The sequence below is a fragment of the Coleofasciculus sp. FACHB-542 genome, assembly GCF_014695825.1.
In the GTDB taxonomy this organism is placed as follows: Bacteria; Cyanobacteriota; Cyanobacteriia; order Cyanobacteriales; family FACHB-T130; genus FACHB-T130.
Genome location: NZ_JACJPB010000030.1, coordinates 45,969 through 68,227, shown reverse-complemented (window position 1 = coordinate 68,227; position 22,259 = coordinate 45,969). Strand labels below are relative to the sequence as shown.

The 22,259-nt window shown below is 46.7% G+C and carries 14 protein-coding genes; 11 read left to right on the top strand and 3 right to left on the bottom strand.

The features are described 5' to 3' along the window. The first annotated feature begins 50 nt into the window (after positions 1-50). The 3 genes from H6F52_RS10370 (at position 51) to H6F52_RS10360 (ending at position 6,190) form a co-directional block, all read left to right on the top strand. Entirely contained in the window at positions 51-1,703 is a 1,653-nt protein-coding gene (locus tag H6F52_RS10370; protein WP_190534335.1) for an ABC transporter substrate-binding protein, read from the top strand. A 186-nt stretch (positions 1,704-1,889) separates the two neighbouring features. After that, positions 1,890-2,792: a VWA domain-containing protein gene (locus H6F52_RS10365; RefSeq protein ID WP_190534332.1), complete on the top strand. Its 903-nt coding sequence runs from the start codon at positions 1,890-1,892 to the stop codon at positions 2,790-2,792. Positions 2,793-2,911: 119 nt separating this feature from the next. After that, the gene (locus tag H6F52_RS10360) at positions 2,912-6,190 is read left to right on the top strand and encodes a tubulin-like doman-containing protein (protein ID WP_190534329.1); all 3,279 of its coding nucleotides are present in this window, start codon (positions 2,912-2,914) and stop codon (positions 6,188-6,190) included. Positions 6,191-6,216: 26 nt separating this feature from the next. Here the strand turns inward: H6F52_RS10360 and H6F52_RS10355 are convergent, their stop codons facing one another. The 3 genes from H6F52_RS10355 to H6F52_RS10345 form a co-directional block, all read right to left on the bottom strand. Further along, positions 6,217-9,723, bottom strand: a complete 3,507-nt coding sequence (locus H6F52_RS10355) for a PAS domain S-box protein (protein ID WP_190534326.1) — start codon at positions 9,721-9,723, stop codon at positions 6,217-6,219. A gap of 406 nt (positions 9,724-10,129) precedes the next feature. Continuing rightward, positions 10,130-10,459 carry a hypothetical protein gene (locus H6F52_RS10350; RefSeq protein ID WP_190534323.1) on the bottom strand — a complete coding sequence of 110 codons (330 nt, stop codon included), beginning with the start codon at positions 10,457-10,459 and terminating at the stop codon, positions 10,130-10,132. A gap of 221 nt (positions 10,460-10,680) precedes the next feature. Further along, complete coding sequence (locus H6F52_RS10345; protein ID WP_190534321.1) at positions 10,681-11,181, bottom strand: pentapeptide repeat-containing protein; 501 nt, start codon at positions 11,179-11,181, stop codon at positions 10,681-10,683. A gap of 413 nt (positions 11,182-11,594) precedes the next feature. Here H6F52_RS10345 and H6F52_RS10340 point away from each other — a divergent pair, with 413 nt between their 5' ends. From H6F52_RS10340 to H6F52_RS10305, 8 genes are all read left to right on the top strand, one after another. Then, entirely contained in the window at positions 11,595-14,087 is a 2,493-nt protein-coding gene (locus H6F52_RS10340) for a GH116 family glycosyl hydrolase (RefSeq protein WP_190534317.1), read from the top strand. A gap of 691 nt (positions 14,088-14,778) precedes the next feature. Further along, positions 14,779-17,970 (top strand): ABC transporter transmembrane domain-containing protein, encoded by a 3,192-nt coding sequence (locus tag H6F52_RS10335; RefSeq protein WP_242033905.1) that lies wholly within the window; start codon positions 14,779-14,781, stop codon positions 17,968-17,970. A gap of 418 nt (positions 17,971-18,388) precedes the next feature. Further along, positions 18,389-20,149: an HlyD family efflux transporter periplasmic adaptor subunit gene (locus tag H6F52_RS10330; RefSeq protein WP_190534314.1), complete on the top strand. Its 1,761-nt coding sequence runs from the start codon at positions 18,389-18,391 to the stop codon at positions 20,147-20,149. A 27-nt stretch (positions 20,150-20,176) separates the two neighbouring features. Continuing rightward, positions 20,177-20,602: a HetP family heterocyst commitment protein gene (locus H6F52_RS25700; protein ID WP_190415179.1), complete on the top strand. Its 426-nt coding sequence runs from the start codon at positions 20,177-20,179 to the stop codon at positions 20,600-20,602. Between the two features lie 253 nt (positions 20,603-20,855). Then, positions 20,856-21,074 (top strand): hypothetical protein, encoded by a 219-nt coding sequence (locus H6F52_RS10320; protein ID WP_190429765.1) that lies wholly within the window; start codon positions 20,856-20,858, stop codon positions 21,072-21,074. Between the two features lie 141 nt (positions 21,075-21,215). Continuing rightward, entirely contained in the window at positions 21,216-21,428 is a 213-nt protein-coding gene (locus H6F52_RS10315; protein WP_190415177.1) for a hypothetical protein, read from the top strand. Positions 21,429-21,556: 128 nt separating this feature from the next. Beyond that, positions 21,557-21,766 (top strand): hypothetical protein, encoded by a 210-nt coding sequence (locus H6F52_RS10310; RefSeq protein WP_190415176.1) that lies wholly within the window; start codon positions 21,557-21,559, stop codon positions 21,764-21,766. 117 nt (positions 21,767-21,883) lie between these two features. Further along, on the top strand, positions 21,884-22,156 hold the full coding sequence (locus tag H6F52_RS10305; protein WP_190529313.1) for a hypothetical protein: 273 nt from the start codon (positions 21,884-21,886) through the stop codon (positions 22,154-22,156). Positions 22,157-22,259 lie beyond the last annotated feature (103 nt).

Below are 22,259 nucleotides of genomic sequence, written 5' to 3'. Positions count from 1 at the left end.
GGAATTATTAGAATAAATAGTAAGTATGGCTACCAGGGAGATTGGCAGAATTGAATACGCAAGGCAAATGGATCTGTGATGGTGTACCGAAAAACAACAATCAACAGTACCCAAGCAATGAAGCCCATCCACCCCAGGAAAATCACGGGCCAGACTGTATTGTTTGCGGCTTGCCTAGAGAGGCAATGAATCCTCAGAAAAGCCAGAAAACGGTCATCTCTAAGCCGCCCGGTTCTAAGCCTTCACTTCTGCTGCCAATCCTGATTCTGCTGGGGATTCTGGCGGTACTGGCGGGGGGATTTGGCTTGTATAAACTGACACAGGGGAATAAACAACCGGCAATCGTGGCGTCTCCTGAGACTCAATCTCCCACCGCTAGCGACAATGCACCCACGGAAACTGCCGATCCGCAAGCGATCGCAAGCGATACCGCTAATAATGCCGAGTTGATCAGTCAAGGCGAGAAAATCCTGTTAAAGGATGCAACAAATTCCCAAAAAACAGCCGCCGCAGTCGCGTTTGCCCAGAAAAATTGGGAGGAAGCGATCGCGCAATATCAACAAGCGGTTAGCGTCAACCCCAACGATCCCGAAAGCAAAATTTACCTGAATAACGCCAAAGCCAAAAAAGCCGGAAATCCTCTGACAATGGCAGTCGTAGTCCCCATCACCCCCAGTCCGGACACGGCGAAGGAAGTTCTGCGGGGTGTGGGACAAGCGCAAGACGAGTTTAACCAGTCTCCGGCGACACCCGGACGCTTATTAGAAGTCGTGATTGTCAACGATGTTGACCCGGTAAAAGCAGTTTCCTTGGCGCAAGACCTTACCAAGTCACCGAATATTTTAGGCGTTTTGGGACATGGGGTAGATAATGGCTCTCAGCAAGCGATCGCGATGTACGAACAAGCGGGGTTAACCGTCCTTTCTCCCATCAGTACCAGCATTACTCCCGGTTCTAGCGGTCAGTCTACCTTGCAAACCATCCCCCTCGCCAAAAAAGCCAATGAGTTGCTAGGTACTTATCTGCAAACAGTCGGCACCACTTTAGCAAAATATACCGCTACAAAGTCCTCCGCGCCGTCTGTGGTGGTTTTTTACAACGCCGATAGTCCTTACAGTCAGCAATTAAAGCAGCAGTTCACCACCGCCTTATCTAAAGTAAACGGCAAAGTTGTAAAAGAAGTAGATGTTACGAGTGCCAATTTCAATGCTGCTACTGAGATTCAGAATGCAACTGGGGCGGGGGCGAAAATTGGTTTCTTGGCACTCAGTAAGAATAAAGTAGATCGAGCCGTTGCGATTGCCAAAGCCAATCCCACGGGGACGCAAGGGTTACAGTTAATTGGCGGAGATGAACTGTATAACCCGACTATCCTCACCTCTGGCGGCGACGCGATTAAAGGCATTGTGCTGGCAGTTCCCTGGAGTTCTCAACCGAACGATCCTTTCGCCAACCAAGCTGCCACGATTTGGAAAGGACGTGTCAGCTGGCGCACCGCTACCGCTTATGATGCGACGAAAGCTTTAACGTCTGCTTTTAGCCAAAATCCCTCTCGTTCGGGGGTATCTCAACTTCTGAACCAGGGAGTGCCCATTAGCGGTACTGCTACGGATTTTAATGTTCTCAATGAAGTTCCGCTTGTGCAAGCCGCGCCTGGTTCTAATGGTCCGCCGGGATCTAAGTATGAATTTAACCCGATTTAGAAGAGAACGAACCGCCAAGGACGCAGAGGACGCAGAGGGAAGAGAGGAGAGAGAGGAGTTTTTGGGTTGATTGCAGTCCGGAGTCGGTAGTGAAAGGGCTGTAGTTTATAGTTTGTTTTTGCTTGTCATGAGTCGTTGTTGTTGATGACTCATGACTCATGACCAATTTACAACAGGGTTCTCTAAGTGAGTCGTTCTCGTCGCGGTTTGTGGTTGTATCCGTTATTCCAGATTCCGTTGATGTTGCTGGGAGCGTGTATAGTCGTGACGGCACTCATCTGGCTGTTAGGATTAGGTAGACCGCCAGTAGCAGTTGCGATCGCTCTCGACCTCAGCAGCAGCACTTACAGTACGGAATTTAACGCCCCAGGTACGGTGATGGATCGGGAAGTCGCAGCGGTGCGGTCGTATTTGCAACAAAACGCCCAGCAGTTGAGAAACAAAAACCAGATACAGGTTTTGGGATTTGGGGGAGTTGTGCGATCGCTTACGGGTGATTTTAAAACAGACAGTCAACAAGTGGACGCCGAATTAACTCAAGCTTTGGCAAATCCCGATCTCCCTCAACTGGTCGCGAACAATACGACAGATATTAACTTAGCAATTCAAAAAGGTACGGAAGCACTCGGCACTATTGGGCAAAAGCGCTGTCGAGAATTACTGTTAGTTACCGATGGCGGTGCTAACGTGTCACCAGCCATCATCACCGATGCCAGGAATCGTAAAGTTAGAATTAATACAGTTGTGATAGGGGAAGGCTCTCCAGAATTGCAAGCCGCAGCTTTAGCTACTGGCGGTATTTATCTGTCTGGCGAACAGAATAATCTAGAAATGCTCTTCACCGACACATTTTTTACCCGTTTCAACAGTAACCTTAAATGGCTTATTCTGGGGCTAGGGGCGACATGGATTGCTTTAATGTGGACGCTAATTTTACCCCTGGATCGGTGGTTATTTCAAGGTTTAATTGGTTTTAATCGGTCACTTTCTGGTCAATTATCCTTAAGTAATGCTCTATTTTGGAGTGTTTTGACACCTTTAATTGTTTGGCAGCTATTTAATTTATTGGATATCGTTGTTAAATGTTAGGTGAGATTTTTAAAACCCAGAGGTACGCAAATAAAATCTTCTCTTTGCGTACCTCTGCGCTTACCTTTGCGCTCCTTTGCGTTAAAAATTCTAAAATATAGCTACTAGGAGAAAATCTTATGGCAGTAGAAGAGAAAAGCATGGTTCCCACTGTATTAGTGGGTATCGGAGGCACCGGGCATGAAGTGTTGTCACGAGTACGCCGCTTAGTAGAAGAAACTTATGGCAGTTTGCAAAATTTCCCCCTAATCAGCTTTTTAATTATTGATACAGATAGAGAGTACAAAGTCAATAATCCTGCCGCCGCTGGTTCTCCCTTCAAAGACAACGAAAAATATTGGGCAAGTGTTGCTGGTAGTGAAGTCAAAAAAATTATGTCGGATATGGGAAACTATCCCTGGATAGAGAGTTGGTTTCCTACCGAATTAGAGCGAAATATTGGGGCAATTGAAGTTGGTGCAGGACAAATTCGCAGTTATGGGCGATTTGCTTTTTATTGCAATTACCACAAACTTCAAAGACGGTTTAATGAAGCTGCTGATGCCGTCAAAGGACACGAAACCTTTATGCGCGATCGCTATGGCATAAAGGTAGATACGACGAGTTTAAATGTCTTTGTGACGGGTTCTCTCTCTGGCGGGACTGGTAGCGGAATGCTGATTGATACCGGCTATTGCGTCCGCCATTGGTTACGGGGACAAGCGAGTCCGATGGTGACGGCAATTGTGCCGATGCCTACAGCTTTCGCCAGTATTAATGTAGGCGATCGCGTTCTCGCTAACGGTTACGCTGCTTTGATGGAATTGAGCTATTTTTCTGATTATAGAACAGAATATATTGCCCAATTTAGCAGTGGTTTAGTGGATGAAATTCGCAGTAAATCTGCGCCTTTTGATTTTACTTATCTGGTTGGAACAAAAAACGGGGAAAGTGAATTTACTCTCGACCAAATTCGAGAGATGATTTCCCAAAATATCTTTCTTGATTTAACCTCTGATTTTGCGCCGTATAAACGTTCTATTCGAGATAATATTAAAGGAGCTTGGGCGCAAGCAGATCCTGGTGGACGCGGTTATCCTAAGAACTTTATGAGTTTTGGGTTATCTACGGTAGAAATTCCGATAGCTCAAATTCGTACTTCTTTATCAGATCGACTTGCCGCTGATTTTATTCGCTGGTGGCTGAATGAATCGGTACAGTTGCCGCCGAATGTGTTAGAAATGGTGCAAAGTGACCTGAAACGGATGCGCCTCACAGAAGGGGAACTGATTGCAGATTTAGCTGCGGCTGGTGATAGGTCATATATCACCGAAATCTCCGCTTGGGTAAACTCTATCCGCAATGAAATTGCTACGGATAATAAGTTGCAATGTACCCAGCAAGGCGTAAATATTGTTGGTTCAGAAAAGGGTAAAATTCTCCAATTTTTAGACTATCTCCAGCCGAAAGTTGAAGAATATAAAGCCAATCATTTGCGGAAATTAAGCCCGGATGAGCGATTGCACGGTGACTTCTTGCAAAAGATGTACGATAACCGCAACCGCATCGTGCAACAAGGGCGAAAAGCTTTAGACGAAGAGTTTTATCGGATTATTGAGGATCGCACGAGAGGGCCAAAATTTGCTGATGCTTTCGTGACGGCGGTTCGTCAAATTTTTGAAAATGCCGCCGAAAAGTTCCGCCGGGAATCAGAAAAAGTTTGGCAACCCAAGGAAACCGAACGACAAAGAGACTACGAAAAGGCGCTGCAAGATATTACTGAATTTAAGAATAAGTTTGCCCTTACCAAGCAGGCAGATATGGAAAAATCCGGCGAGTTAGCGCTAACGGGTTTAGAAGGTAGCTTGGTGGCGACAATTCAAACTCAAGCGAGATATTTAGGTTTAGAAGTCATTAACAGAATGCTAGAGCATCTGGATGAATTAAACCGCCGTTTGGCACGATTAAATCAAAAGTTGAAGCAAACTCGCGATAATTTCCAGCAAAAAGCGGATCGACAAGCGGATAGTGCCGACGCTTTGATTGTGAATGGGATTAAGCTTTATAACCGCGAAGAACTCAATGAATTATATCGGGATTTAATTGAGCAACAAGCAGGTGCCAGTGAAGGTTCTAAGAGTCGCTACGAGTTGGGAATTGATGGGATTTGTAGCAATTTGTCAGTTCAGGTTCTCGCAGAAGCAAGTCCGCTGTGGAAGCGCAACCGTGCGGCGGGTGAGGTGATGCGACTATTTGATGTGCCGAATTTGGCGGATGTGCAGGAGAATGACTTTAAAGAAATTATTAGCGATCGCGCTAAATTAGTCGTGATGAATGCGCCGGAAAGTAGCCGATTGAAGCGGGAATTGGCAGCTGGCGATCGCTTATTCAAAGTCTTCAACAACGACGAAGCCGAAATCCGCAACCGCATCGGCACCGCCTACAGCAAATCAAAGCCGCTGATTTTACTCTCTGACGCCGTTCTCAAGCGTCAAGACGCAGGCTTTACCCCCGCACTCAATGCCAAAGTCGCCCTGGTTGGCGGACGCAACAGCAGCGATCCAGCGGCAATTAAGCTTATCCCGATTCTGCGGGAGAGAGTTGGCAGCAACGAAGGCATTACACCGTTGGGAGAAGCTGAACGTCACCGGATTGTTTTTGTACAAGAAATTGGTGGTTTCTCTCTGCGTTGCATTGAGGGAATGCCAGAGTTGCAGCAATCTTATCAAGATTGGAAAGGACAATCGATTCAGGCAAAACGGGCGCAACTTAAAGGCGAAAGCAAAGAACCGCCGATTCCCGTTCACATTCAAAAAGAACCGCCGTTTTGGGATATCTTTCCAGAAAATCCAGATATTTTCCGCCTCGTTGTGCAAGCAAGGGCGTTACAAGTTTTGCGAATAGAAGAAAATCGCCTAACCAAAGAAAAGGTAATTCGCTACACCCGACAAACTGTAATTGGTTTGGAAAATGTCGATATCGCCTCTAGTTGGGAAGAAGCGGTGCAAGTGCTGCAAGTATTGGCGTGTCGCCCGGATAAAGAAGAAATTCAGCGTCAGGTAACGGCAAAATTAACCCAAGCTGACACGGTGCAGAAAAAACAAGCGCTGTATCACCAACTGAAAGTATATCTGGATCGGCGTGCCGTCGAACTAGAAAAAGAAGGCGCAACTGATAGCTTAAATTACAAGCGCGAAGCAAGAGTGATTCAGGAGATGATTGAAGCTTTTAAGCTTTATTCACCGGGTAGTCAACCTGTTGATTCTCCTGTTACAACTCAGCCAATTGGGGTTGCTTCAAATCATTCTCCGGCTCAAGAGACTCGCACTCACGTTTTCTGTACTAACTGTGGAAATCAGAACCCAGCGAACTCAAAGTTCTGTTCTAAATGCGGCACTAAATTAGTGCAACTGAGCTAACATCAATTCTTCGGGGAAGGGTAGCTTCAGGAACTGATGCTGCTCATCAGGCTAGCGATCGCTACCGCTAACTCGTCTGGCTCGATTGGCTTGGTGAGGTGTTTCTGGAAGCCTGCTTTGAGTATTTGCTGATTGTCAGTTTCGCCAGCATAAGCGGTTAGGGCGATCGCGGGAGTCTCTCCCCCTTCCTCTGCACTCCTGGCTCGGATTTGACGAATCAGCATATAGCCATCCATTTCAGGCATTCCAATATCGCTCAACAGCAAATCCGGCTTCATCTGAGCTAGCGCCTCCAGCGCCTCAGCCGCCGATGCCACAGCGCGTACCTGTGCGCCACACTCTTCGAGAATGAAGACGATTAACTCCCGCGTATCCACCTCATCATCTACAACCAGTAGCTTTACCCCTTCCAAATTTGGAGAATTATCAAGTAACGGATTGTCCTGACTCGTCTGAGGCGCAGTTGTCATTAGGGGTAGCGTCACAGTGAAGGTTGCCCCTTGCCCTTCTCCCGGACTTGCAGCCGTAACAGTACCCCCATGAAGTTCTACGAGGTGGTGGACAATTGCCAGTCCTAACCCCAATCCCCCGGATACCCGTGTCGTTTGGCTATCAGCTTGACGAAAGGAATCAAAGACGAAGGGCAAAAAGTCTGGGTGAATTCCCCTCCCCATGTCTCTTACTTGGATTTGGGCATAGGAATTTTGATTGAATTTTGATTGAATGAATTCAGAATTCTCTGGACTTGGGACTTGTGAAAGTTGAATTTTTACCTGTCCTCCTATCGGTGTAAATTTAACAGCGTTGGAGAGCAGATTCCAGACGACTTGCTGTAAGCGATTGGCATCCCCCAATACCTTACCCAGATTGGGAGCGATCGCTGAGTGAATTTGAATCGACTTCGCTTCAGCTGCTAGACGCACCGTTTCCATCGCCTCCTCAATCGTTGCCACCAAGTTAACCGGGGCAATATTTAAACTCAGTTTGCCTTGCAGAATCCGCGAAATATCTAGCAAATCCTCGATCAGCCGCGACTGTAATTCGGCATTGCGCTCAATCGTTTCTAGGGCGCGGGCGGTGGTTTTTTCATCAAACTTGCGGCTGCGGAGGAGTTTTGCCCAACCCAGGATTGGATTGAGAGGCGTTCTCACCTCATGGGAGAGGACAGCAAGAAATTCATCTTTCATCCGGTTGGCTGACTCCGCTTGAGCGCGTGCTGCCTGTTCCAGCTTGAAGAGGCGATCGCGTTCTTCTTCGGCTCGCTTGCGTTCACTCAGATCGAGGACGTAGCAGACACCCTGCTCTTGTAGAGATCCCTCAAACAAAGCAGTCCCCACCAGTACAAAGACGCGGCTGCCATCTTTACGGATCAATTCTTTTTCAAAGGGAACGCAAACTCCCTGTTCTCTGAGTTCGTTAACCGCCTGCTGAGTCCGCTCGACGTATTCTGGTGGAGTCATCAGATTCCAAGCAATTTCACCAGCTTGTAAATCCTCCCGCGTATAGCCGACGATTTGCAGGAAGGCATCGTTGGCTTCGGTAATTTTGCCGCTCAGATCGCCGAAAAAGATGCCAATGATATTTGAGTCAACAATGCGCCGCAGTCGCATTTCGCTTTCTTGCAGTGCGATTTCTATTTGTTTGCGATCGCTAATATCGGTGACAGTCCCAACGTAACCGATGGTCTCACCGTTTTCTCCAATTTCAGGAGCCGCTTGACCTAATACCCAAGTCACCGAACCATCAGAATGCTGATATCGATACTCTGATTGGAACAGCCGATTTCCCTGCGCGGCTTGATACCATTCAAAGATGCATTGGCGATCCTCCGGATGAAGGGCAGTTTCCCAACCTTCTCCCAATGCGGCTTCTGGAGTGATTCCGGTCAGTTCGCACCAGCGTTCGTTGGTATACAAACACTTCCCCCGACTGTCTGTATGAAAGATTCCCACCCGTGAAACTCTCGCTAAGGTAGAATACCGCTTCTGACTCTGGCGCAGAGCTGCTTCTGCTTGCTTGCGTTTGCTAATGTCTTGGAACATCACGACACAGACCGAGGAATGACCGTGCATCGGTGGCAGGGTATCCGCAAAGACAATCAGGGAACGGATTCCTCCTGGCGTGTGCCAGTTCATCTCAAACCCGTTGAGCCGTTCGCCGCGTGCTACTCGTACTCCTGGCATTTGCTCGTTGGGAATCTGCGCTCCCGTCGCATCCGTGCAATAGTAAACGGTGTGGTACTCTTCGGCTGGTTTATCTTTGGGAAATTCGCCTCCTGCCAACTCGTCAGCGGCTCGGTTGGAAAACAGGACTCGACCCGTTCCTGGCTCAACAAACAGCAAAGGAGATGGCATCAGATTCAGCACGTCTTCTAACCATTGCTGCTGATTCTGGAGTGCTTGCGATCGCAGTTGCAGCGCTTCCTCCGCTCGCTTGCGATCGCTTAAGTCTATCAAGAAGGCCATCCCTTCTTGTTGCTGGTCGTAAGGTTCCTGTAACAGGGCACCACCAATAAGAATGGGAACCCTGCTCCCGTCTTTACGGATATATTCTTTTTCAAATGGGGTACAAACACCATTTTTCTTGAGTTCTTCGGCTGCCTGTGCATCCAAATGCAGATATTCCGGCGGTGTTATCTGTTCCCAGGAAAGCCGACCCGAAACCAAATCCTCCCGCTCATATCCGACTAATTTCAGGAAAGCGTCGTTGGCGTAGTTGATTTTTCCGGTAAAGTTGGCGAAGGTGACACCAAAAATATTCGCCTCAACCAGTCGTCGGAAGCGCCTCTCGCTCTCTTGGAGTGCCTTCTCGGTTTGTTTGCGCTTGGTGATGTCGGTCAGCATTGTCAGCACCCCGATAAACTCACCTTGCCGATTGAGAATCGGGTTTGTGGAGAGGATTGCCCAAAGGTCTTCGCCATTTTTACGGCGAAGCCGAAAGTCAAATTGCTCTCGAATTCCCTGTTTACTTCGCTCAATGTGTTGCTCTGCCTCGATGCGTTCCTCTCGATTGATGAAGTCAAAAACAAAGCGATCGCCCATCTCTTGGACGCTGTAACCCAACATCTCAGCTAACCGCTGATTCGCGTAATCTGTCCGCAAGTTTGGGGTAATCAACCAGATGCCTTCGTGAGCTGTATCAATCAGGCGACGGTAGCTTACTTCTAGTTTTGATAAGCTTGCCTCACTTCGTTGCTTCGCAGCGACTAATTCTGCATTTAACGAACTAATCAGCAGCGCGACTAAGGTAAATACGACTAGCTGGAGAACGTCCGCTCCACTGTGTATCCTTAGCTGATAAGTCGGAGGTATGAAGAAGTAGTTGTTAGCGAAAATAGCCACTACCGTAGCCACTACCCCTGGCCCCAGTCCGCCATACCAGGCACTGAACGTCACAGCGGCAAAAAACAGCGGCGAAATGGATGTATTAGTCGGCGGCAATAGCAGCAGCAGCAGCAACGTTAAGATAACTGACAAAGCAGCAACACCATAACGTTGCAGTTGAGAGCGCGTGACTTTTAACACTTTTAACATAGGACTGTTAGCTGAGTCCTCAGACTAACTTGATAAAACTGTTTTCACTTTATGACCTTATGATAGATAAATATTTTTGTCTATTTACCTTCTGGATTATTTTTAGCTATTTTAAAAATTCTATTTTTTATTTTTGGAGTCCTTTTAAATAAACGCTGCACAAGCTTGAAATAATTGCCTTGTAAGATGCTAAGAATTCAGATACCCGACTTCTTGAAGAAGTCGGGTATCTCACTTTCACGACTTATGGAGGAGCGCTCATCGTCAACTTATTAGCCCTGGTAACTGGAAATCGCGGCTAAACAAAATAAGCCCGCTTGGCACGGACTAACGAAACATCATAAATTTTAAACCAGAAAAGGCAAGCTTTATGTGTATAGCTGCGGTTTCAACCACCTAGCCTATCTTAATTTAACTGCGCCTTTCTATAAATGGCACAAAGACGAGACGGTTTAAATATTTTTGCTTTGAACATAAAGTTCGGCGGCACGTTGATGATAATATGCTCGGCAGATTCTTTATATGTTTCAAATTCTGCTGGCATTCCTTTGGGAGTTGCAGTGCTGTAAGGAACAGGTTGAAAAAGTAATTCTGTAAACTCAACTGCTTCCCAGTTTGTCTGTTCAGTAATTTGGGTGAGAAAAGCTTCACCTGTTAATAAACTGAACAGAGCTTCTTTCGCTTCTGGCGCAAGCGCAAAACTACTGTCAAAATTCTCGACGATTTTAAGACCCATTTTACAAATACACTCTAATTAATCAACAACGGTCAACGCACAGCTATTGGAAAGCAAAGTAGGTAGACCTAAGATATTTTACATATACATGGAGAGTAGATGGAACGCGATCGCGCGTTGATTCAGCCAAGGGATGCTTCTAGACAAACGCCGCGCCCTCTTCGCGTTGGGCGATATTCTGCTTTGGTTCTGGACATCCCTTAAGATGTTCCCAATCCTTTTCACTCATGGATACTGCCATCGGGCATAATTGCTTGAGTCAGAATGGCTCCGCTCAAGTCAACTTCCAACAAATCGGCTCCTCTGAGATTGGATCGACTCAAATTAGCTCCATATAGATTCACTCCATTCAAGTTAGCTCCTCCTAAAAAAGCTTCACTTAAATTTGCATAACTAAGGTTCGTCCCACTGAGGTCTGCTTTCCATAAGTTCGCGCCAGTTAAATTGGCTTTACTGAGATCCGAGCGTCTTAAGTCGATTGCAGCCAAATCAGCTTGACTTAGGTTAGCGCCAACTAGGACAATTCCGCTTAGACAAGCAGTTCTTAAATTGGCTCCCATCAAGTTAAATGTAGAAATACATAGCTTGCCTGCCTGCATTGTTACCTTACTAAAGATTCTTTGTCCGGTTGCGTATCGTTTGAGAAGTTCGTCAGCTTTTTTTTGAACTAACTCTGGCTGTGGATTCGCTGATGAATCAGTTTTCCGAGAGATAACTTCCATGTATGTAATACTCTAGCGATCAAATTGAATATTTTTTTATCATCCCCCTCTGGACATAAAAATAAGCATCGGAAATGATAAAGAATCTATAAAAGTTTAGTGAAGTTTGTCATTTTTTTAGAGGTAAAGAAATAATTAAAAATTTAAGATTGTAGTGCAATTTCTTAATATTTAGTCATACAGATGGTTATAAAGAGATGCCTGTAAAATATAGATTAAGTTACGTATTTTTCAGGAGAAATCAACAAGAAAAGTTTTTGCAATTAAGTAATACTACGTAATGTGCAATGCTAATACATTTTGTTTTTTGTTTGCAGTATATAGACTTCTTAACTCCCCAATTTATCGGGAAGCTAGAGAAGAACTGACAAAATTTGGGTAATCGTAGGAACGAAAGACCGTAAAATCAAGGCATGATCTATCAACGCCCTCGCCCCGAAATCCCCGATTGCACTTGGAGTCGTCCCATTGGTCTCGGCTGGGACAAACCCCACACGGTTCGCTACCCTAGTAATCTCGACGATGGCCCTTGGCACGGGATGCCCTTGGGTGGCTTTGGAGCCGGATGCATCGGTCGTTCTTCGCGTGGCGACTTTAACTTGTGGCATTTGGATGGCGGAGAACACGTCTTCCGGAGCCTGCCTGCTTGTCAGTTCAGCGTCTTCGAGCAGCCAGAAGACTCCCCCGCGCAAGCTTATGCGCTTTGTACAGAACCGCCTGATGATGGGACTTTATCCCGGTGGTTGTGGTATCCAAAGGAAGGGAGGAGTCGTGAGTCGGGAGCCGGGAGTCCGGAGTCGGTCGGAAATTCTTCGGGAACCTATCATGCGCTGTATCCCCGCAGCTGGTTTGTCTATGAAGGGGTGTTTCAGTCTCAGTTGACGTGCGAGCAATTCTCCCCCATTTGGGCGGGTAACTATCAAGAAAGCTCTTACCCGACAGGAATCTTTCACTGGACTGCCCACAATCCTACGGATAAGCCGATCACGATTAGCATCATGCTGACGTGGCAGAATGTCGTAGGTTGGTTTACGAATGCAATTCAATCTCCAGAAGTGCGGGTGCGGGATGATGGCAGTCCGGTTTACGAGTACCAGCCGCGCTGGGGGGATAGTACCGGAAATTTAAATCAGTGGATTGTGGACTTCCACCGAGTGGGGTGTCTGCTAGATCGGGTGAGGCTACACGATGAAGTCGGAGAGGGAGAAGGACAGTGGGCGATCGCAACTGTCACGAATCCTAGTTTAGAAGTCTTCTATCACGGTCGTTGGAACCCGATTGGGGATGGCTCAGATATTTGGGATTTATTCGCTTGTAATGGCTCGTTGCCAGATCGAGAAGATGAAACTCCGGCAGCACCGGGAGAACAAATCGGTTGCGCGATCGCTGTCCGGTTTACTCTAAAACCTGGGAGAACTCGCCAAATTCCCTTCATCGTCTGCTGGGATTTTCCAGTAATGGACTTCTCACAGAGTAACCAGCAACCAAATCTGGGCACTCAATACTACCGCCGCTACACCGATTTCTTTGGTCGAAACGGCAAAAATGCCTGGTCGATCGTCCGCACCGCTCTCAAGCAAGATGATATGTGGAAGGATGCGATTCGGGAGTGGCAACAGCCGATTTTGCAGCGTCAAGACTTGCCCAATTGGTTCAAAATGGCGCTGTTTAATGAGCTGTACTTACTTTGCGACGGCGGCACCCTCTGGACTGCGGCTTCGGAAGATGACCCTGTGGGGCAATTTGGCGTCCTAGAGTGCTTGGATTATCGCTGGTACGAAAGCTTAGATGTGCGACTTTACGGCTCATTTGCTTTGATGATGCTCTGGCCTAAACTGGACAAAGCGGTGCTAGAAGCTTATGCACGGGCGATTTCCACCCACGACGAGACGCCCCGAATTATCGGCTATAACCAAGCCTCAGCCATTCGCAAAGCCGCCGATGCGACGCCCCACGATTTGGGTGCCCCCAACGAGCATCCGTGGGAGAAAACGAACTACACCAGCTATCAAGATTGCAACCTGTGGAAAGATTTACCCTGCGACTTTGTGTTGCAGGTTTATCGAGATTTTGTCCTAACGGGTTCCACAGATATCGAATTTTTGCGCGAGTGTTGGGTGCCGATTGTGAAGACGCTTGCTTATGTCAAGCAATTTGATATCGATGGGGATGGGATTCCCGAAAATTCGGGTGCGCCCGATCAAACGTTCGATGATTGGAAGTTGCAGGGGGTTAGCGCCTACTGCGGCGGCTTGTGGATTGCAGCATTGGAGGCAGCGATCGCGATTGGTGAAATATTACACAAGTCTGAGTTCAATTCCGAAGAAAATTCCCCTGATTACCAATTACCGATTACCGAATACCAAACCTGGCTAAAACAATCCCGGCAGGTGTATCAAGAAAAACTCTGGAACGGTCAATACTACCGGCTCGATAGCGAAAGCGGCTCTGATATCGTGATGGCAGATCAGCTATGCGGTCAGTTCTACGCTCGTTTATTAAAATTACCCGATCTCGTGCCGCTTGAGCGTGCCGAATCTGCCTTAAAAACTGTCTATAATTCTTGTTTTTTGAATTTCAATCGGCACCTCCCGTCCTCCCATCCTGAAACCTTTATCGGTGCCGTTAATGGCGTCAAACCCGACGGTACACCAGCAAACCCCGACGCGACTCATCCCCTGGAAGTTTGGACTGGTATTAACTTTGGGCTAGCAGCATTCATGATCCAGATGGGAATGAAAGAGGAAGCCTTCCAAATGACGGAAGCTGTGGTGCAGCAAATTTATGACAATGGGTTGCAATTCCGAACCCCGGAAGCGATTACTGCCGCCGGTACTTTCCGCGCCAGTCATTATCTGCGAGCAATGGCAATTTGGGCAATCTACGGCATGATAACGCACTTTTAACGGCAGTATCCCAATAATTTTCGTTATCCCATTTTTCCTTAACGATGCTACACATTTGATTCCCCCCAACTTTACCCTCAATGGGGGGGCAAAGAGAAGCTTACGGTAATGTTAAATGGGATCGTTTTCCCCGATTAGCCAACAGCATCCTCTAAGGCGAAAGTGAAATTATCCCCCTTCCCTGGTAGGGGGATTGGGGGTTAAGTTTGTCTGATTCAAGAAGGATTGAGCAGCATCCCCGTTTGTGAAATATATCAGATTGATAGAATTTGCTGCTACACTAACGAATTTAAATATCAATTGCGAAAGACAGTGCGGAATTTACGGAGTTAAGAATGTTTATTGTAAAGTTACGATGAACAAATCGAACGATTCCATAAAGCTTCCATCATTTTTTTGTAAAGATTCTGTAAAGTTGTATGGAAGCCATGAGATTCGTTAGCGCCTCGGTTGACAAATCCTCAGTAAATTCACTAAGACATATACATTGTTAACGGTTAAACAGCCTTAACTTCCCTTTAATGCTTTTTTTACAAAAACCTAAAGTTAAAAACTTTAGGCTGTTTATAGTTTTCGGGAAATTTATCGAAAAGATGCTTTCTGGCTAAGGATTCTAGCGGTTACTACTGCGATACCTACCGGAAACGCATATTGAGCCAATCACAAACCTTGAAAGCTAAGAGGCTCACTGATGAATCGGATGCTGGTACAGGGTCATCCTCCGCTTCAGGACATACAAAACGCTTACTCTAGCCTTCCCGATATCCTCAATCTCTTGAGGCTGTCCCAATCAGATACGAGCTTTGCTTCCGACTTGAATCAAGCATTTGAACTTTGCGATTTTCAACTGGGCGATCGCCTTGTCAACTATAGTGCCGGCACTGCCTCAGGAAATTCAGTTCGTGATGAACAAAATCAGGGGGATTTTTACCTAGTTTGTGAAGGTCGGGTGCGGCTACTAGCCTTAGACGCAGCACAGGGTAAGGAAGTTCCCGCTCTGGTGGTGGAATCGGGAGAAAGTTTTGGGCCAGAAAAGGTATTTGGCAATCATTGCGAGCTGACGAGCGCGATCGCTGGCAGTGCCGGAATTGTGGCTCGGATTTCAGTTGCAGACCTTCAGCCTTGGTTAGAGCGACTCCCGAATCTGCGAGACTACCTGCAACAGCAGGCAATTTGGCGGCAATGTCTGATTTTCTTCAAAACCTCTACAGACTGGCGGCGCTTGAGCAGCCATACGCTACGACAACTGTTGCCCTACCTAGTAGAAACGCGGATCGAAGCGGGAGCATCTTTGATTGAATCCACACCCTCCGAGGCGGGTCGCTTTTGGTTACGCAGCGGTCAAATTGAAAGCCGACAAGACGCAGATTTACCCCCCACCATCGGACAAAGTTGGGGGTATCCTCATCCCACACCGAGCAGTTGGATTGCCCAGACTGATTTAGTCGTTTATCAGTTGCCTGAGCAACACTTTGAGGCAGCACGAGCAATTGCGCCAATCGCAGCAACTTTCTCAGAGCAGTCAGAAGCAGTTGCCGAGCGAACCCTTGAAAACGGGCACCGTGAATCTACGGAGAAAGGAAAATTGCGGCATCAGCCAAAAAACCTGTCTCCACCAGCTTCTTTGAAGGGCAATCGACCGCCGCAAATTCAGTCAGAGGTGCAGGCAAATATCCAGCCCCCTGAATCGCCTCCGATTGCTTTTCCCAAACCCGTCAAGCGTCCGGGTCGATGGTTTTGGCAACGCTATCCCTTAATTGAGCAGCAAAGCTCTTCTGACTGCGGTGCCGCCTGCTTGGCAATGATCGGACAATACTGGGGGAAACGATTTAGCATCACTTCCTTACGGAATCTCGCTGGCGTGGGGCGTGCCGGTGCCTCCCTGAAGAACTTAGGCGCAGCGGCAGAAAACGTCGGATTTCACGCACAACCCGTCAGGGCGAGTTTAAACCGCTTAGTCGAGGGGAAAAACCCCTGGATTGCCCACTGGCAGGGCGATCATTATGTGGTGGTTTACCGAGTCAAGGGCGATCGCATCTTGATTGCCGATCCTGCTGTTGGTAGGCGATCGCTTTCTGCGGCGGAATTTCTTGCGAGTTGGACAGGATACGCCCTGCTGCTCGATCCGACGCCAGCATTGCACGCCGCCCCAACGGAAAAAAATTCTCTCAATCGCTTTTGGGGTTTGCTTTGGCCTTATCGTTCCGCGATCGGACAAATTATCCTGGCGTCTCTGCTGATCCAGATTTTTGGTCTGATTACCCCCCTGTTTACCCAGATAATTCTCGACCGGGTGGTTGTTCACAAAAGCGCGATCGCCCTGCATGTCTTCAGCCTTGGTCTGCTACTATTTGGCGTTTGGCGCGTCTGCGTCACGGGAATTCGACAATACCTGCTGGATTATTTTGGCAACCGATTAGACCTCACCCTGATCGGCGGCTTTATCAGCCACACCTTGACCTTACCCCTTGCCTTTTTTGAATCGCGCCATGTCGGGGACATTATCACGCGCGTTCAGGAAAACCAGAAAATCCAGATGTTTCTAACTCGCCAAGCGGTCACAGCTTGGTTAGACGCCTCAATGGCACTCGTCTATTTGGGGCTAATGGCTTATTACAACTGGCGTCTCACCTTAGTAGTGGTAGCGCTAATTCCCCCGATTGTTATTTTGACGGTGGTGGCGAGTCCATTTCTCAGAGGAGTATCGCGGAAAATTTTTAACGAAGAGGCGGGACAAAATTCCTCACTCGTAGAAATGATGACCGGCATCGCCACGGTGAAAGCGGCAGCAGCAGAACGACAGTTGCGCTGGCGTTGGGAAGACCGCTTAACCAGCACCCTAAATGCCCAATTTCAGGGTCAAAAACTGGCAAACGGCTTGCAAGTTACCGGCGGCTTAATTAATACCTTGGGTACTACAGCATTGCTTTGGTACGGGGCGACGCTGGTAATTCAGGATCGGCTCACGAGCGGTCAGTTTGTGGCGTTCAATATGATGATTGGTAGTGTCATCAACCCGGTGCTGCAACTGGTGAACCTTTGGGATGAACTGCAAGAAGTTTTGGTATCTGTGGAACGGCTGAATGATGTGTTTTCAGCTCAACCCGAAGAAAGTCCTCAAAAACCTTTGCTAGTTCTGCCTCAGTTGCGGGGCGAGGTGAAATTGGAGAATGTTACCTTCCGCTACTCTCCAGATCAAGAGCGCAATACGCTTCAGAATCTATCTTTTGAAGTGACATCTGGGCAAACGGTGGCAATTGTCGGGCGCAGCGGTTCTGGAAAGAGTACGTTGGTCAATTTGCTCCAGGGTTTATATCAGCCAACCAGCGGTCGAATTTGTGTCGATGGTCACGATACCCGCCATGTTTCTCCCTCATCTTTGCGGAGTCAGTTGGGGGTGGTACCGCAGGAGTGTTTTCTGTTTTCTGGAACCATTTTAGAAAACATTACGCTCTACTCGGATGACTTTACCTTAGAGCAAGTTGTTGAAGTGGCAAAACTTGCAGAAGCTCATGCTTTTATTCAAGATATGCCGTTGGGATATCACACAAAAGTTGGGGAACGGGGGGCAAATCTCTCTGGCGGACAGAGACAACGAATTGCGATCGCTCGAGCGCTTTTGGGAAATCCTCAAATTATGATTTTAGATGAAGCTACCAGCTCTCTAGATACTGACTCCGAGCGGCGATTCCAGCAAAATTTAGCTCGAATTAGCCGAAATCGCACAATTTTTATCATTGCCCACCGACTCTCAACGGTCCGACACGCTGACTGCATCCTGGTCTTAGATCGAGGCATTCTAATTGAGCGCGGTACTCATGATGAACTGATTTCGCTTCAAGGTCTTTATTACCATCTAGCGCAGCAACAACTGGATCTTTAACTCCAAATGTTCTAAACCGAGCCAACTTGTATGAATTATTACAGTTTTACTTGAAATTGGTTTCATCCGTTGGCAGGAATGTGGAGCAAATTACAACCGTTACGATGTTAAAGATTCTTGTTCTGCCAAATTCCTCTTCCACGACCATTTGTTCAGTAGCATTGCAATCATCAATTCCAGTCCTCGGTGAATTGGCAGCTAATTCAGAAAATTTGGCAAAAAATATGCCAATTTGGCAGACTTTCCAAGCAGCAGAAATTAGGATAAAAAGGGAGTTCCTGTGGAAAAATTGGTAACGATGAAAAGCCAAACCAAAATGTTGCTGAAACCGGCTAAAAATGGCACCGCTCGTTAAATCCAAGCAACGAGAGCCATCCTCAATCTCAAACTTTGAACTTGCTCATTCTGGGCCACAGCCATGCAAAAACCAATCAGATCGATTTCTGCATCAACGGCCTCAAACCTACCCTTAACTCCACCCGTTGAGCCTTTTGGCTCAGGCTATACAGGTAGCAACCAGAATTCATTCGATAGCCAGGGGATATTATCCCGTACTCCGACTCAAGGCGAGTCGGTTACTCATCCTGGCAAGATTCAGCGTCAGTGCGATCGCTCTTTTGCTGAGATTTATGGGGGTGCGACTGGCTCTATCGAAATGAGCGTACAGCCCACCTCGACTGAAACAGCTAGCAATTCTCAAGTTCATTTCGCGTCTGCCACTTCTCCAGAGACTCGAACCAACCAATGGTCTACCTCGTTACAGACGGTGCTTGACCAGCCACCTTCCACGCTTCCTCGTCAGCTGATATTGGGCGGAATGGCTTTCTGTCTGGCTTTTGGGGCTTGGGCTACCTTTGGGCAAATTGACGAAGTGGGTCACGCTCAAGGACGGTTAATGCCCAAAGGAGCCGTCTACAAGATTGACCCAGTGGAAATGGGGAAGGTTGCCAACATTGCCGTCAAAGAAGGTCAAGCGGTAAAAGCCGGTCAAGTGTTAGTGGAACTGGATACCCAAATTGCGGCGGGTGAAGTAGAGCGTTTGCAGCAAATGCTGGCAACGAATCAAATGCAACTTATTCAGAAACAAGCGCTTCTAGAGAAAACGCATCTGGAAGTGAAAACCCAGACAGCGATCGCTTCTTCAGACACTCAAGCAGCTTTTGCTGCGATCTCCGAAGTCAATGCCAAAGGATCTGCTACCCGCGAACAAATCGCTCAACTTCAAACGGCAAAGACGGCGAATCAAGAAAGACTCGAAACACTAAAACCCCTGTCGGCGACGACGGCAGAACTGCACAAGAAACTAAAAGCTGATGTAGCGGCGGCGGTAGAGGAAGTCGAGAGGGTAAAACCGCTGGTCAAAGAGGGGGCGATCTCCAAGAAATATTTGCTGGATGCCGAGCAAATGATGCGCGATCGCCAAAGTGCCATCACCAAAACTCAACTAGAAGAAGACACAACTCTTAAAGACCGACTGTTTGAGGCCCAGCAAGCTCTGCGAGATGGCGATCGCGCGATCGCCTCTAGTCTTGGTGATTTAAAGCAGACGCTCGCACAAGCACAGCAACTCCAAGCAGAACTGGCTCAAAAACAAGCTCAAGAGCGCAAAACTCAGATAGAAACACAGCAGCAAATTCAGGAATTAGAAGTTGAAATGACTCAGCTTAAAGCCCAAATTGCTGAAACTCAAAATCTGCTGAACGCCGCTAAAGCAAAGCTCAAACAACGGTTTCTGACTGCTTCCGTTGATGGAGTGGTGTCGTCTCTGAAAGTCCGCAACGTTGGCGAAGTGGTTCAACCCAGCCAAACTGTTGCCGAAATCGCTCCCCACAAAGCACCCATGATTCTCGTAGCCAGTTTACCCAATCAAGAAGCGGGCTTTGTGAAGACGGGAATGCCAGTAAAAATCAAATTCGACGCTTACCCCTATCAAGAGTACGGTATCGTTTCCGGGAAGATACAATCCGTCTCTCCCGATGCGAAACCCGATGAGCGACTGGGAGAAGTCTATCGAATTGAAGTAGCGCTGGATCGTAACTATATCAATGCAGATCGTCAAAACATCAAATTTAAAGCCGGTCAAACTGCCTCTGCGGAGATTATCATCCGCCGACGCCGGATTGCCGACATTCTGTTAGATCCCATCCGCCAGATGCAAAAAGGCGGCATCAATTTGTAAAACCAAATTTATCCAAGGGCAATTGTTATGGCTTATCACATTCCCTGTTCTAATCCTAAACTTGACAAAACCATGAATTCCGAACAGTTTAATCAAGTTGTTGAAGCCATCATGGAAGGAAAGTATTCTTGGGCTTGCGTTTTACTATTGCGGTTTGCTGGTTACAATCCCCTACACTACATCCCCTACCGAACCTACAACCGATTACTCAAAGAAAACTGCCAAGTTGGCAGACACACCAACTGTAAAACAGATACTTTAAATACAGATAATCAAAGGGCTGCAATCGGGTCAGAGAGCCTAGAGTCACACAAGTGTTTAAGCACAATTAAAGACCTTGGTTATCTAGAAGCGATCGCTGAGCCACAAGTACGGGGAAGCGGGGGTCATTTTGATCCCTGGTTAGTCATAAAAACTCAAAAAATAAACTCAATTTTTCGGGAATTAAAATAAAAAAAAAATCTGCTCTTCAAGATTGAAGTTGATTTTTTGACCAGTCGTAAAAATCCTGCCGCGTTCATCTTTACTAAAGAATGGGGCAGGTTTTTCTTTTACAATTGCCAAAAAACTGCTCTCACACTATTTTTTAAATCATCGAGAAAAAATGCCAAAATGGCAACACGACCTTAACCATACTGTTTATATTGTTTATATCAACCAAACAAGGTTGTTTCAGAAAAAAACTGAATTGCAAAGGAAACATTTAATGATTATTTCTGACCTAAGCCATTTGGAAGTTGCCGACCAATCTCCCAGTCTTGTTGGTGCTGGCTATAGCTACTCCAGCTACAGCAAATATAAGAGCAATTCCAGCTATCTCAATCAATACGCTTCTTCCAAAGCAACGGCTAAATCAGTATTTGGTCCAGCAACAGCCGTAGCAATTTCTACAAATGTAGCCACCGTTACCCAACTAAATTTTTAAAAGTGGCGGTTGCTGTTAAATAATGCTCTAAATATTGAGCATTATTAGGGGAAACTTCTCTGGAAGTCTATCGACAATAGGCTTTCTAACTCGGTTACTCAAAAAGTAAACCAAATTCTCAATCTGGAAAGGAGACATCGAATGATTATTTCTGACCTGAGCCATTTGGAAGCTGCGAAGCAATCTCCCAGTGTTGTTGGTGGTTGGTATAGCTATAGCTATAGCAATTATAAGAGCAATTCCAGCTATGTCGATCAATACGCTTCTTCTAAGGCAAGTGCTAAATCATTTTTAAGTTCAGCAACTGCGGTAGCAATCTCTACCAATGACGCCAGCGTTTACCAAATTAATTGATGAAAGGTGACTGCTACTCTAAACTTTGAGCTTTTTCAGTAGTAAACCTTGGGGAAACTTATCCCCGGAATTGGCTTTTCAACCAGATTTCTGCAAAAACTAAACCCATTTTGAAAAGGAGACATCCCATGATTATTTCTGACCTGAGCCATTTAGAAGTTGCCGAACAATCTCCCAGCGTTGTTGGTGCTGGCTATAGCTACTACAGCACATCTAAGAGCAACTACAGCTATCTCAGTCAATACGCTTCTTCCAAAGCGACGGCTAAATCATTTTTCGGTCCAGCAACTGCCGTAGCAATTTCTTCCAATTCAGCCAACGTTTACCAAAGTAACTAATTAACGATGGCTATTACTTCTAGTCATTGAGCAAATTTAAGTCTGAGAACTGCTGAAAGCCAATTTTAAGTAAATAAAAAGGCTTTCAGCGGCCTTTTTGTTAGCAGGAGGACTCCCATGAGTGGATTGACAATCAATGATTTAAATTTTTTCGATTCGGGAATTTCGGACTCAAGTGGGGTGACAGGTGGCTCAAGCAAGATTACCTTGCACGACTTTTTGAAAGATATCAACATCCCGATAGATTATATCGATGTCAAAGACACAGACTACTTTAGTTATTCGACTAGCAGTAGCAAGGGAACGAAAAATAGCCTGAAGGCCACAGCTAGTGCTTTTGGGAGCAAGGGTAATATGTCTGTTTCAACATGGACTTCCGGTGGCTATTAATCTAGATTTGGCAGATAACAGTTCAAGATATACCCTACCTTGGACTGTTTATCAATCCTTCTGTGACTGTAAAAACTGAAGATAATTATGCCTTAGTTTGCCT

What these genes read in the sequence shown, in the direction of transcription:
- H6F52_RS10360 (WP_190534329.1), top strand. Translation starts at nt 2,912, where the DNA reads ATGGCAGTAGAAGAGAAAAGCATGGTTCCCACTGTATTAGTGGGTATC.
- H6F52_RS10355 (WP_190534326.1), bottom strand. Translation starts at nt 9,723, where the DNA reads ATGTTAAAAGTGTTAAAAGTCACGCGCTCTCAACTGCAACGTTATGGT.
- H6F52_RS10350 (WP_190534323.1), bottom strand. Translation starts at nt 10,459, where the DNA reads ATGGGTCTTAAAATCGTCGAGAATTTTGACAGTAGTTTTGCGCTTGCG.
- H6F52_RS10345 (WP_190534321.1), bottom strand. Translation starts at nt 11,181, where the DNA reads ATGGAAGTTATCTCTCGGAAAACTGATTCATCAGCGAATCCACAGCCA.
- H6F52_RS10340 (WP_190534317.1), top strand. Translation starts at nt 11,595, where the DNA reads ATGATCTATCAACGCCCTCGCCCCGAAATCCCCGATTGCACTTGGAGT.
- H6F52_RS10335 (WP_242033905.1), top strand. Translation starts at nt 14,779, where the DNA reads ATGAATCGGATGCTGGTACAGGGTCATCCTCCGCTTCAGGACATACAA.
- H6F52_RS10330 (WP_190534314.1), top strand. Translation starts at nt 18,389, where the DNA reads ATGCAAAAACCAATCAGATCGATTTCTGCATCAACGGCCTCAAACCTA.
- H6F52_RS25700 (WP_190415179.1), top strand. Translation starts at nt 20,177, where the DNA reads ATGGCTTATCACATTCCCTGTTCTAATCCTAAACTTGACAAAACCATG.
- H6F52_RS10320 (WP_190429765.1), top strand. Translation starts at nt 20,856, where the DNA reads ATGATTATTTCTGACCTAAGCCATTTGGAAGTTGCCGACCAATCTCCC.
- H6F52_RS10315 (WP_190415177.1), top strand. Translation starts at nt 21,216, where the DNA reads ATGATTATTTCTGACCTGAGCCATTTGGAAGCTGCGAAGCAATCTCCC.
- H6F52_RS10310 (WP_190415176.1), top strand. Translation starts at nt 21,557, where the DNA reads ATGATTATTTCTGACCTGAGCCATTTAGAAGTTGCCGAACAATCTCCC.
- H6F52_RS10305 (WP_190529313.1), top strand. Translation starts at nt 21,884, where the DNA reads ATGAGTGGATTGACAATCAATGATTTAAATTTTTTCGATTCGGGAATT.